This window comes from Erwinia sp. S43 (genome assembly GCF_016624745.1).
Classification (GTDB): domain Bacteria; phylum Pseudomonadota; class Gammaproteobacteria; order Enterobacterales; family Enterobacteriaceae; genus Erwinia; species Erwinia coffeiphila.
On the sequence record NZ_JACVTX010000042.1, the window covers coordinates 1 to 12,428 of the forward strand.

Sequence of the window (12,428 nt, forward strand, 5' to 3'; positions counted from 1 at the left end):
AGTTACTGAAGTTACTGAAGTTACTGAAGTTACTGAAGTTACTGAAGTTACTGAAGTTACCGGAGTTGCTGGAAGCTGGGTGGTTTGGTCCAGCCTCTGCGGTGGCTTCCGGGCGGTCCTCGCGTCGTGCTCTGCACGATGCCTTCGGTGTCAGCATCTGGCCGGTCGGACCGGCAAAGACGGGTCGTCCCTGACCCGACTCCGCCTGACACCGACGTCCTGTCGGTGTCTCCTGGCCAGCTGCTGCCACCTCAGCGCTGCGGAATGCCCGGCAGCCGCCGCAGAGGCTTTCCCTTTCAATCTTTCTTTATCGCGATGTGAAACGTATTTCTTGTGGCGGACGAACACGGTTTTTTTAGCAGGCAACGCAGAATGTAAAAGCGGAGCGGCAGGGGCACCCTACAGGCAATCCACAGCGCTGAGCGAAGAGAGGAAGCCAGGATTCGGCCACAGGGACGTGGACGAAAGCCTGAGCCGTGCCATGGATGGCACGTCTCAGGCGGTCCGACAGGCTGACGATCGGAGAGAAGGTATCGCGAAGCGACGCGAGGACCCGCCCGAAGGGGGACTCTGCCGCTCAGCGTTTCGCAATGGTACAGAGGACTTACAAATGAACCTAACTAGCCACAATAAGACGGACCAAATCGCCCGTCAGCCCACATTCTCCTGCATACGCTGCATAAACTCCTGTACCCACTTCATCCGCACCTTACGCTCCGCCAAATCGCGAATAAACTTCAGGCGCGTCGGGCCATCAAGACGCCAGTGCTTCGGCTCCTTTTGCAGCAGCCCAATCAGCCACATCGGATCGACCTTATTCTTCTCGGCAAACTCAACATAACCACCGTTATCGCTGGCTTCAATCTTACGCACGCCCAGCTTCTGAGCAATCAGCCGCAGAGCCGCAATATCCAACAGGTTACGCGCCGCATCGGGCAGTAAACCGAAACGATCGATCAGCTCGACCTTCAGATCGTCCAGATCGCCCTGCTGCTGGGCACTGGCTATCCGCTTGTAGAATGAAAGGCGGGTATTCACGTCAGGAATAAAATCATCCGGCAGCAGCGACGGCATGCGTAGCTCAATTTCGGTCTGGCTGCTGGTCAAATCCTCCAGCGACGGCTCACGGCCCTCTTTCAGCGCGGTCACCGCGTTTTCCAGCAGCTCCATATAAAGCGAGAAGCCAATGGTTTCCATCTGTCCGCTCTGGCCTTCGCCCAGCAGCTCACCGGCACCACGGATCTCCAGATCGTGGGTGGCGAGCGCGAAACCAGCCCCCAGGTCCTCCAGCGAGGCGATGGCCTCCAGGCGTTTATGGGCATCAACGGTCATCGCTTTCGGATGCGGCGTCAGCAGCCAGGCATAGGCCTGGTGATGCGAACGGCCCACGCGACCGCGCAGCTGGTGCAGCTGTGCCAGACCAAAGTGGTCGGCGCGCTCAATGATGATGGTATTGGCCGTAGGTATATCAATACCGGTCTCAATAATCGTGGTACAGACCAGCACGTTAAAACGCTGATGATGGAAGTCGTTCATCACCCGCTCCAGCTCGCGCTCGCGCATCTGGCCGTGACCGATCGCCACCCGCGCTTCCGGCACCAGCGTAGATAAACGCTGTGCGGCTTTTTCGATATTTTCCACGTCGTTATACAGGTAATAAACCTGCCCGCCGCGCAGCACCTCACGCAGAATCGCCTCGCGTACCACCAAATCGTCATACTCGCGAACGAAGGTTTTCACGGCCAGGCGACGTGCCGGCGGAGTGGCAATAATCGACAGGTCACGCATGCCGCTCATCGCCATATTCAAGGTGCGCGGAATTGGCGTGGCGGTCAGCGTCAGAATATCGACGTCGGCACGCATCGCTTTGATACGCTCTTTGTGACGCACGCCGAAACGGTGCTCCTCATCGACGATTAACAAACCAAGGTCGCGCCATTTGATGTCGTTCTGCAGCAGCTTGTGTGTGCCGATCAGAATATCAACTTTTCCCTCTCCGGCCTCGGCCTGAACCAGCGCCTGTTCTTTCGCGGTTCGGAAGCGGGAGAGCATCTCAATACGTACCGGCCAGTTGGCGAAGCGATCGCGGAAGTTATCGTAGTGCTGCTGTGCCAGCAGGGTAGTGGGCACCAGTACCGCCACCTGCTTGTGGTTTTCTACCGCCAGGAATGCGGCGCGCATCGCCACTTCGGTTTTACCAAAACCGACGTCACCACACACCAGGCGATCCATCGCCAGCGGCTGGCACATATCGCTCAGTACCGCGTTGATGGCCTGCGCCTGGTCCGGTGTGGTTTCAAACGGGAATCCGTCGCAGAACAGCTGGTACTGCTGGCGGTCGTGCTTAAAGGCAAAGCCTTTTTTCGCTTCACGCTGGGCATAGATGTCCAGCAGCTCGGCTGCCACGTCACGCACTTTTTCGGCCGCTTTCTGCCGGGCTCGCGTCCAGGCATCGCTGCCCAGCTTGTGCAGCGGCGCATTCTCTTCGGCACCACCGGCATAGCGGCTGATCAGGTGCAGCGACGATACCGGCACGTAAAGCTTGGCATCTCCGGCATAGGCCAGCATCAGATATTCTGCCGTGATGCCGCCGGTCTCCAGCGTGGTCAGGCCGATATAGCGCCCCACGCCGTGCTCAAGGTGGACCACCGGCTGGCCCGGGTGCAGCTCGGCGAGGTTACGGATCAGCACGTCCGGGTTAATGGTCCGTTTGCTGTCCTGGCGGCGTCGACTTACGCGCTCGCCCAGCAGATCGCTCTCGCAAATCAGCGCCAGATTGCGCAGCCCGTCGATAAAGCCGTGCTCGCTGGCACCGATCAGCAGGTAATGACCCGGCTTACTGACCTCTTTCAGCGAACGTACCGTTTTGGGCTTCAGCTTGATACGGGCCAGCAGTTCCTGCAGCGTTTCACGGCGGCCTTCACTCTCAACGGAGAACACCACCGAACCGCTGAAGGATTCCAGAAACTTCCGCAGCGCTTCCAGCGGTGATTTGGCCTGTGCCTGCACGGCCAGATCCGGCAGCGGCTGATACTGCAGATTGGTATTCGCCGCCTTGTCTGTCAGCAGATCGGTCCGCAGCTGAATACGCGGCCAGTTTTTTAGTTCGGCAAATAATTCATCGCAGCGTAACCACAGAGCCGGTGGTGAAAGCAGAGGGCGCATCGGATCGACTTTGCGATTTTCGTAACGCGTATTCACATCCAGCCAGAAACGCTCGGCGCTGCTTTCCAGATCGCCCGCCACCACCAGCAGGGTACTGGCGGGCAGGTAGCTGAACAGCGCGGGTAAAGGCTTGTCGAAAAACAGCGGCTGCCAGTATTCGATTCCGGCAGGCAGGGTGCCTTTGCTGACTTGCTGATAGATATGTTCCGGTTCACGGCGAACGTCAAATTGCTCACGCCACTGGGAGCGGAACAGCTCGATGGCATTTTTATCCGTCGGGAACTCGTGAGCAGGCAGCAGATTGATGGCGGAAACTTCTTCCTGAGTACGCTGCGTATCAACGTCAAACAGACGCAGACTGTCGATTTCATCATCGAAAAAGTCGATGCGGTACGGGCGATCGCTGCCCATTGGATACAGGTCCAACAGGGCACCGCGCGTGGCGTATTCGCCGTGTTCCATCACCTGGTCAACGCTGCGGTAGCCCGCCTGTTCAAGCTGTGAACGCAGCGTATCGCGGGAGAGCTTCTGCCCCTTGCTCATCACCAGCGCATGTCCGTGCAGGAAACTGTGCGGGCACACGCGCTGCATCAGGGTATTAACCGGTAAAATCAAAATGCCGTGGCTTAGCGATGGCAGCTGGTACAGCGTGGAGAGGCGCGAAGAGATAATTTCCTGGTGCGGCGAAAAACTGTCGAAAGGCAGCGTTTCCCAGTCAGCCAGCGTCATCACCGGCTGTTCCGTAAACTGGCGGATTTCATCCTGCAGCCGCAGAGCGTTCTGCATATCTGGCGCAATTAACAGCACCGGGCCGGCATGGCGTTCAACAATTTCGGCGCATTCGACGGCGCAGGCAGCACCCGTGAGCTGCCCCAGCAGCCGCTGATCGCCAGCGCGTGAGGGAAGAGTATAACGATAGTTTTCAGGCATATTCAGTTCGATAGTCTCTACTCAAATGGGAGAGAGGGGAGCCGCCATGACGCCTGTCGGCTGCAATGGCTCGGACAGCAGGGGACCCCAATTCAGCTTTGCCGAGTATACCTTTTTTTTGCTGGCCGCTGGGTACTGTGTCGGTCTGGCTGGTTAATGTTTATCCAAAGTTTCATTTTTTCGCTATGGCAATGATGTCCACTGCCGCAGTCGGACAGAATCAATATAGTGAAAATTCCCCGTTAGCGTCGTCTTTCCGGCGAAAGGGCACTTTTAAAATGTTTCAGATCAATAAGTGTCGATAAATAAGCCTGTGGCAGATGTAGCGCCGATAGCACTCATTGTCTAAAATCATCAGGTAAAACGGCCATGGTGCAACCGGGAGAAATCGAGTGAGTTTGCCTACGGAATCACGCTTTTTTCACCCTAAAAATATTGTGCACCTGTGCTTTGCCCTCGTGTTTCTGTTTTTAACGTTGCTCACCTGGCATGAAGCGATGGTGCTGAAGCGCACCTATGAATCAAACCAGCTTGCCCGACTCAGTTCGGTGGCAAACAATCTGGATAATCAGTGGCAGCATAACCTTGATGAACTGGCGTTTTTTCACAGTATGCTGGAGCATTCACTCGGCGATCCGCTGATTACCGACAAATCCACCGCTTTCTTGCAGCAGTTTGAGCGCGTTCGCCATACGCCACTGTGGCATCTTAGCCCGAGTGAAACCCGTGGCATACCGATCAATGGTATTTCCGATGAGCTGCTAACGCGTTTTCCGCTGTTCAGCCGGTCTGATTCCCGGCGCCTGGCCGATGAGCTAAATGCAGTGCTGGAAATGAGCCAGATCCTGCAATTTAACCAGCCGGAGCGCGATTTCCACTATCGCTTCTGGTATATCTCTCGCGCCGGTTTCTACCTCAGTTCCACGCTGCCGGATGCCAGCAGCAACCACTCGCTGGAAAATTTCTCCGGCGTGGCACAGCGTCCTTACTTTGTCGACCTCGACCCAAAGGTCAATCCGCAGCGTAAGATCCTGTGGTCAGATCCCTACGACTCCATGGATAACGAGGGTAAGGTGGTGACGGTCGCGCGCCCGGTCGATCGTGATGGCTACTGGTACGGCGTACTGGCAATGGATTTTTCCACGCAGCAGATCAAGCAGTACCTGCAGCAGTCGCTGAGCACGCGGCAGGAAGGGGGGGTAATGCTGGTCGGTCATCAGTTCAATCTGATCGCCTGGTCTGACGGCAGCCAGCTTGAGGAGTACCGCCTGCACAAAGCGCAGCTGGCGCAGCTGACCGAACAGGCTGCCGGAACCCACAGCGGGACAATGCGTTTTGACGGGCGTTTTGTCAGTTGGGTCCGCCTGCAGTATTTCGACGGCATGCTGGTCAACGTGCAGACGCTGCGTGAAGGGCTGCTGGGTGACAGTGGCCGTGTTGGACTGGTGCTGCTGCTGACGTGGCTGATGTTTAGCATTGTGGTGCTGGTTTCCCATCAGACGATTATCCGGATGACGGGCAGCTTGCTGAATTTGCAGGAAAAACTGAGCTGGCGCGCGAATTACGATGGCTTAACGCGGCTGTTTAACCGCACTGCCTTTTTCGATCGCGCTGAAAAGCTGGCGGCGCTTAATCAGCGGCAGCGGCAGCCGCTCTCCGTGATCCAGCTCGATCTCGATCATTTTAAATCGGTTAACGACAGTTGGGGACACCACGCCGGAGATCGCGTGCTGGCCCACGCGGCATCGGTGATTGGTCAGGCGCTGCGGAAAACCGATATTGCCGGTCGGGTGGGCGGGGAAGAGTTTTGCATTTTGCTCCCGGCCACCCGGCTGGATGAGGCCGTGCTGGTGGCGGAACGCATTCGCCGCAAGCTGGCGGCAAAAGAGCTGCTGGTGGGCAAACATCAAACGCTGAAGGTTACCGCATCGCTGGGCGTGAGCAGCAGTGAAGAGCAGGGAGAGTATCAGGTGGATAACCTGCAGTCCGTTGCCGACCGCAGGCTGTATCTGGCGAAACAGGACGGACGCAACTGCGTCCGCCATCGAGATTAAACATCGCCGCTGTTATCGTCCTCAACCGCCTGATAGATGCGCTGCATAATATCGGGGAACGCTGACTGGACCCGGCTCCAGCTGGGAATAAACGGCTTTTCGTTAGGGCGTTCAATAAACGCCTGCCCGGCCTCGAGTATTGACTGGGTGAACATTTCTACCGCCGCTTCTTCGGCGTGCTGATCGAACTTCAGGCCATTCATCACCGCTTCGTGGTTATAAATCTCCATCATATCCAGCGCATTGCGATAGTAGGTTGCCTTCAACACCCGGAAGGAGTCGCTGGTGATGTTCACGCCCATGGTGGCCATTTTACGCAGCAGCGACTGCACAATATCATTGCTCATCCGCCGCAGCCCGCCGGTTCCGTCTTCCTCCGACAGCGGCTGATGCTTGTGGTCGTAATTATCTGCGATCTCCACTTGGCAGCTCTGGCGGGTGGTGTAGTTGCGGTAAATCTCAGACAGGACGCCGATTTCCAGCCCCCAGTCGCCGGGAATTTTGATGCCGTTCAGCACGTGCGTGCGCATGGCGAATTCGCCGGAAAGCGGGTAGCGGAAACTGCTGAGATAATCCAAATATTCGGAGTGGCCGTAAACTTTTTGCAGCGAACGCAGCAGCGGGCCAACCAGCAGTCGGCCTACGCGGCCATTAAGCTTGTTATCGGCCACCCGGGCATAAAACCCTTTACAGAATTCGTACTGGAAATCGGGATTAGCCAGCGGATAGAGCAGTCGTGCCAGCATGCCGCGTTCATAGGTTACGATGTCGCAGTCGTGCAGTGCCACGCAGCTGGATTTATCGGAAGCCAGCGTATAGCCGGTGCAGAACCAGACGTTGCGCCCCTTGCCCGGCTGTGAGGGGGAGAGTCCTTCTTTGTCCAGTTCGGCGTCCAGCGCCTTCAGACGCGGCCCGTCATTCCACAAAATGCGATGCCGCTGCGGCAGACGAGAGAAGAACTCGCGGGCGTGAAGAAACTGATCGCGATCGGCACGATCGAGGCCAATAACGATCTCTCCCAGGTAGGGAACCTGTGCCAGCTCATCAACAATATGGCTCAGCGCCGGGCCTTCAAGTTCCGAAAACAGCGAGGGCAGAATCAGCCCCATCTTACGTTTGCGCGAAAAGCGTACCAGGTCCTTTTCCAACTCTTTAAGACTGCGCCCGGTGAGATTATGAAAGTTAGTTATTACGCCGTTCTGGTAAAAATCGCTCATCGCTATCCCCTTGGAATGTAGGTGGTCAGTCAGGATGGAGTGATAAAATGGTTCAGGCCTTCAACCCAGCCTTCCGGGCCCCGGGCGGTACTGCGATAGATATGCTGTTTGTCGGCTCGCTCAAGGAGCACCGGATTTTTGCTGTAGCCGCGAATGACCACGGCATAATCAACACTGTCGAGCATTGGCGCATCATTAGGCCCGTCGCCCAGGCCAATGGTGATTGGGCGGCGGCTACGCGGAGAAGCCGAAGAAGGGGCGTGCTCAAGCAGCCAGCGCAGCGCAGCGCCTTTGCCACTTCCTTTACTCATGACGTGCCAGAAACGCCCGCCCTGAACCAGCTCCAGTTCTGCCTCATTCAACCGAACCCGGAACAGGTCAAATTGTTCTCTGCTGTCCCGCCAGATCAGGCTTTCGGATGCTTCGCGCATTTTGGCCCGGGCAGCTAAAGCCGGGGTCAGCCCGGTCCACTCTGCAATCTCTTTTTCACTGACGTCGGCAAAGCCGATAAATTTAAAACCGTCACGTTCCCGGAGATTCAGCAGGGTATGGCAGATCGCCCGATAGTCCTGTGGGGATAACTGACCGGTAAGTGCTGACTGAGCATCACCATAGTGAACGACAGCACCGTTTTCACTGATAAACGGCGAACCGCCGAAACCCAGTTCTTGCTGCAGCGGCACAATTTCCGCGGCTGTTTTACTGGAGCAGATCACCAGTGGGATGTGGTGTTCTTTCAGACGCGTCAGCCACTCCGTGGCGGGTTGCCAGCTGTAGGTGTGATGATCGAGCAGTGAGCCGTCGAGATCGGTAACGATCATCAGAGGTTCCTGCAGTGTAAGCATAGTCTTAACCTCGCGAAATTAGCCCGGTGTGACAGTAAGACCACCGTATCAGCACAAAGTATAGTCAAGCTATCATCACCTTGTGGGGTGTGGAAGTCCGCCTGATACAGGCTGATATGCGGATTAATCCTAAAAAAAATGCTGTTTTTTTGGCCGGTTGCAAATGTGCCAGAATGCTCCCAGCGCAGAACTGGTGCGGGTTTTCCTGTACAAGTTAACGATTATTGTACACATTAATGCGTGAACTTAGGATTAGTCTGAATGCCAGAACGGGTTAGGGTAGAGGCGTAAAAGGATTTCCCCGAGTAACGAATTTTATTTTTGTTGCGAACAATTTACCCTGGCCAGCGGCTGGGGTTTTTTTTACCAATCGAAAGGCATCACGGGAATCAGGTAAGAGATGTCAGGAACGGCGGGCAAAAAAAAGCCCGCGCTGCGCGGGCAAAATCCTTGTTACTTTTTAGGTTGACTGCGCCTTTGGGGTTGGTGCAGTGAGAGTATTCTAAGTGTTCCCGATGTCAGAAGTCTTTGCGCGAAACGTAAAGAAAGCGAAAAGGCGGGCTATGGCAGCGCATGTGGCCATTGATTTTGCCACGCTGTCTATACTGTTTATCAGACAGTTATCGATTAAAAAGGAGAAAACATGGACTTTATTCGTATTGTGATTGCGATTCTTCTACCGCCTCTGGGCGTCTTTCTGCAGGTTGGTTTCGGTGGCGCTTTCTGGCTTAACATCCTGTTGACGTTATGCGGTTATATCCCCGGAATTGTTCATGCAGTGTGGGTGATTGCGCGCCGATAATTCTGGCTAAACCCCTGCGCAGTATGCGGTTTTCAGTTAAACTGTTGGGAAAAATTGCACAGGAGTTACCATGAAGGTGAATCAGCAGGTGACGGTAAAAACGGACGGCGGTCCACGCCGGGTCGGCACGGTTCTGGCGGTGGAAGAGTTTAACGAAGGGACAATGTATCTGGTTGCTCTGGAAGACTATCCGCTGGGGATCTGGTTCTTTAATGAATCGGGTCACGAAGACGGCGTTTTCGTTGAGCCTCATGCCTGAACATACTAAGGGGGTAACTCCCCCTTTAAACTGCCGCTGTTAACCCTGTCGCACGTTGACGTAAATACCGCTGGTGACGTTATCCATCAGGCGTACCACATGGTAGATCACCTGTTTGTTATGCGTCTTGATTTTGCGCTTAATATTGCCTTTGTGCGAAGAAACGGTTTTTACCTTGATTTGCATCTGGTCAGAAATTTCGCTCGTATCGTGGCCTGACATCCACATCCTCAACATATTGGATTCCGTCTGACTCAGCGTTAGCGGATGGACTTCTTTGCCGGAGGAATGGCGTGATGAGCTATTCAGTCGCTGCTGGAAGTAAGTCGCCAGCAGATGGTCGAGCGTCGCCGGTTTTATTGATTTTGAAGTAATGATCAGATTCTTACGCACATACAGATATTCTTCAAAATGGCTGTTGGAGATGGCCATAAATATGAAGAAAAGCGTGTCAGGATTCTGGCCAATGGCATTCCTGATACGCTGACTGGCTTCAGGTTCATTAATAAAACAGTCTTCATTGATGAAGACGACACCGGGTTGCAACTGCTGGCAACGCGTATGCAGTCGGTCAATGTCATTAACCTGAGTAATATTCTTGTCTTTAATTCCTTTGGTTGTCAGATAGTTGATCAACCCAACCCGGGTATAATTACAAGGATCCATAATTATTGTTGGCATTCTAGCGGCCCTTACCAGTTCGTTATCCATATAAATCAACGATGAATTACACGTTCGCACAGCAGAAGAAGAAAGCGTTCAGTATTCAAATTCTTGTTATGGTAGCCAACGTTAATACTACCCCCGCCATAGCCGACTGGAGTATTGACTCATCCTTGATGAAGGGGCTGCGTCAATCGCAGCAATTGCGTCACTATCGCGTAAAATGTTAAAAATCATGATAGGATTATTCTTAAAAGAATTCAATCAAAAAAACAATCTCACTAACACGGCGATTTTTGGGGTAATCCGTTCATTAAAGTGAAATAGAAGGTCGATAAAATATCGCCATTAAACATGAGGTTGCCAGGCCGATTTTAAAGAAGGGGAACTAAGGTCGTTGCTATTTCATTGCGTGGTAAGCGTGCTATCTTCCCGCGCCGATATACCTGCTCAGAGACGAAATTCTTGTAATAATCGAGGACTGAAACGATTATTTTTAGTACGAAAAAAATCTCTTTCAGTTCGGTCATAGGAAAACATTATTTCTTCTGCAAATTATTAATATCGACGTGCATATAAGTACTAATAGTCATTAGTCTGGCTGAATAAGCCGGATAGCATGCTCAAGAACCTTTTGTTCATCACGGTTGGCATCACTGCGTTTCCGACGAGTTTGCCTTAACACGCTGGCAATCATTCCCCGTGATATATTATGGCCGTCTTCCGTCAGCGCAATCGCTGCGTCACCAATAACCCGGCAAACTTCGTCATAATATTCTTCGCTAAGCGCATCACGTTTCATTTTTACACTCCATCATTGAGTATGACCAGGCGTTTATCCTCCGGCGACAACGCGGATTTAAACGATTGGGTCTCTGCACACGCCCTCTGTGTTAAATGACAGCGATGAAAAAAGGGTAGCAATGATTAACTGCGTGTCAAACCCACCGGCAGTCAGGCAACCGCCAACAGTTACTACAGGACGAATTCCGGCCTGACCTGGTTTCTGCCGCTGCTTTTGGCGATATATAATTGCTCATCTGCGCGGTTAATTGCTTCATCCAGGGCCTGTACGCTGCTGATATTCAGCAGGCTGATACCGATACTGGCCGTGACGCTAAGATCGTTGCCCTTATGCATAATGGCATTGTTTTCGATGCTGTTACGCAGTCGATTGGCCAGAAGGAATGCCCGCGCCTCGTTTGCCCCTTCCAGCAGCACAAGGAACTCTTCGCCGCCCATCCGGCAGACCAGCGAAGTGGGGGGGAGCGCCTGTTGAATACAGTGCACGGTTTGTGCCAGCACATAATCGCCGGCGGCATGGCCCCAGGTATCGTTAATATTCTTAAAACGATCGATATCGACCAGGAACAGCGCCCCGGAAAAACCCGCCATACGGTTGCGTGGTACGATTAAGCTCTGCAAGCGTGATGAGAGGCCGCTGCGAGTCAGTGCACCGGTCAACAAATCGTAATCCGCCCGGCGAGTTACGCGCGCAACCAACCTTTTATTTGCTTCAATACTCAGCGAAACGATTAACGGGCTGATGGTCATGGCAGCGACACCCAGCCGTGCGGCAGACAGGCTGTCTATGCGGAACAGATCGTTCTCGCCCTGGATATTCAGGACGTTACCGGCCACCAGAATGATCTCGCTAATACCGGTTATCAGCGTCAGGCAGCAGGTAATAAATAGCGGGTAGCTAATGGCGCACCACAGCAGCGCCGGAAGCGGGAACAGCAGACTACCGCCGCCGCCTACCCAGATACTCATGGCGGTGGTCACCAGCAGCGCGACCAGCGGCAGCAGTGAACTCTCAAACGTTTTTCTCAGTATCAGGCGCAGTTCGTCACGTCTCGGCAGGCTGATTACCGCCGGTAGCAGCAGAATGGAGGTCGACATCTGTTCCGAGAACCACGAAAACCAGGCCTTAAACAGCTCATCGTGAAAATAGCGCTCGCTGACAATGCCGCCGATGGCCGCGCAGACCAGCGCACCGGCAATCGACGCCGGAAATATGCGCATCAGCGACTGTAAACGGCGCGGATACGGCCGGGTAAAGTGGCGAGTCAGCAGTACCCAGCGCGCGGCGGCAATAAAGGTAATGTTGGAGAAGTTCACCCCCACGGAGATCATCGCCGGAGTGCTCCAGCACAAATCCGTGATCAGCATGCCGAAAAATAGCACCAGCAGCGAAACGCGGTTATCCAGGGCCGGAAAACGGATCAGCAAACCCAGCAGTACCGCATTACCCGGCCAAAAGATCGACATGGATTCGAAATTACGAAAGCACAGGCCGATAACCGACAGCAAAATGGCGAAAAAAAATAGAACGATAACCTGGTGAATACGATTTTTATTGTTTGGCATCTTCAGACTCGGTGCTGCCTGGTACGGCTGCTTATAGCATCTTTGATTGAGTCGCTGGCTTCCGGCCGGTAGACCTCCCGCAGCGGGTGACTACCTGAACTCACGTGCGAATGACATAAGTGA

At 54.0% G+C, this 12,428-nt stretch carries 10 protein-coding genes; 4 read left to right on the forward strand and 6 right to left on the reverse strand.

Annotated elements, in window-relative coordinates; genetic code table 11:
- A partial coding sequence (locus IBT47_RS27165) for a hypothetical protein (RefSeq protein ID WP_234472114.1) occupies positions 1 to 194 on the forward strand: 194 nt, incomplete at its 5' end.
- A gap of 457 nt (positions 195 to 651) precedes the next feature.
- On the opposite strand, the gene mfd is transcribed toward IBT47_RS27165, so the two are convergent.
- Positions 652 to 4,095, reverse strand: a complete 3,444-nt coding sequence (gene mfd, locus IBT47_RS25810; RefSeq protein ID WP_200564003.1) for a transcription-repair coupling factor — start codon at positions 4,093 to 4,095, stop codon at positions 652 to 654.
- Positions 4,096 to 4,487: 392 nt separating this feature from the next.
- Here mfd and dgcQ point away from each other — a divergent pair, with 392 nt between their 5' ends.
- Positions 4,488 to 6,149 (forward strand): cellulose biosynthesis regulator diguanylate cyclase DgcQ, encoded by a 1,662-nt coding sequence (dgcQ, locus tag IBT47_RS25815; RefSeq protein WP_200564006.1) that lies wholly within the window; start codon positions 4,488 to 4,490, stop codon positions 6,147 to 6,149.
- Here the strand turns inward: dgcQ and IBT47_RS25820 are convergent.
- On the reverse strand, positions 6,146 to 7,366 hold the full coding sequence (locus IBT47_RS25820) for a glycosyl transferase (protein WP_105592793.1): 1,221 nt from the start codon (positions 7,364 to 7,366) through the stop codon (positions 6,146 to 6,148). The genes dgcQ and IBT47_RS25820 overlap by 4 nt on opposite strands.
- A gap of 29 nt (positions 7,367 to 7,395) precedes the next feature.
- Positions 7,396 to 8,211, reverse strand: a complete 816-nt coding sequence (locus tag IBT47_RS25825) for a mannosyl-3-phosphoglycerate phosphatase-related protein (RefSeq protein WP_200564009.1) — start codon at positions 8,209 to 8,211, stop codon at positions 7,396 to 7,398.
- A gap of 643 nt (positions 8,212 to 8,854) precedes the next feature.
- On the opposite strand from IBT47_RS25825, the gene IBT47_RS25830 reads away from it, so the two are divergent.
- Both IBT47_RS25830 and dsrB read left to right on the forward strand, forming a co-directional pair.
- On the forward strand, positions 8,855 to 9,013 hold the full coding sequence (locus tag IBT47_RS25830) for a YqaE/Pmp3 family membrane protein (protein WP_034824466.1): 159 nt from the start codon (positions 8,855 to 8,857) through the stop codon (positions 9,011 to 9,013).
- A gap of 70 nt (positions 9,014 to 9,083) precedes the next feature.
- Positions 9,084 to 9,272: a protein DsrB gene (dsrB, locus tag IBT47_RS25835; RefSeq protein WP_105592791.1), complete on the forward strand. Its 189-nt coding sequence runs from the start codon at positions 9,084 to 9,086 to the stop codon at positions 9,270 to 9,272.
- A 39-nt stretch (positions 9,273 to 9,311) separates the two neighbouring features.
- Here dsrB and rcsA read toward each other — a convergent pair whose 3' ends face one another.
- From rcsA to IBT47_RS25850, 3 genes are all read right to left on the reverse strand, one after another.
- Entirely contained in the window at positions 9,312 to 9,953 is a 642-nt protein-coding gene (rcsA, locus tag IBT47_RS25840; protein ID WP_200564011.1) for a transcriptional regulator RcsA, read from the reverse strand.
- A 574-nt stretch (positions 9,954 to 10,527) separates the two neighbouring features.
- A complete protein-coding gene (locus IBT47_RS25845; protein WP_200564013.1) occupies positions 10,528 to 10,737 on the reverse strand; it encodes a DUF2767 family protein in 210 nt (69 codons plus the stop codon).
- 173 nt (positions 10,738 to 10,910) lie between these two features.
- A complete protein-coding gene (locus tag IBT47_RS25850) occupies positions 10,911 to 12,305 on the reverse strand; it encodes a GGDEF domain-containing protein (RefSeq protein ID WP_200564015.1) in 1,395 nt (464 codons plus the stop codon).
- Between the last annotated feature and the right edge of the window lie 123 nt (positions 12,306 to 12,428).

Excerpts from the sequence above, each read along its gene's own strand:
- mfd (WP_200564003.1), bottom strand. The coding sequence starts at position 4,095 with ATGCCTGAAAACTATCGTTATACTCTTCCCTCACGCGCTGGCGATCAG.
- IBT47_RS25820 (WP_105592793.1), bottom strand. The coding sequence starts at position 7,366 with ATGAGCGATTTTTACCAGAACGGCGTAATAACTAACTTTCATAATCTC.
- IBT47_RS25825 (WP_200564009.1), bottom strand. The coding sequence starts at position 8,211 with ATGCTTACACTGCAGGAACCTCTGATGATCGTTACCGATCTCGACGGC.
- IBT47_RS25830 (WP_034824466.1), top strand. The coding sequence starts at position 8,855 with ATGGACTTTATTCGTATTGTGATTGCGATTCTTCTACCGCCTCTGGGC.
- dsrB (WP_105592791.1), top strand. The coding sequence starts at position 9,084 with ATGAAGGTGAATCAGCAGGTGACGGTAAAAACGGACGGCGGTCCACGC.
- rcsA (WP_200564011.1), bottom strand. The coding sequence starts at position 9,953 with ATGCCAACAATAATTATGGATCCTTGTAATTATACCCGGGTTGGGTTG.
- IBT47_RS25845 (WP_200564013.1), bottom strand. The coding sequence starts at position 10,737 with ATGAAACGTGATGCGCTTAGCGAAGAATATTATGACGAAGTTTGCCGG.
- IBT47_RS25850 (WP_200564015.1), bottom strand. The coding sequence starts at position 12,305 with ATGCCAAACAATAAAAATCGTATTCACCAGGTTATCGTTCTATTTTTT.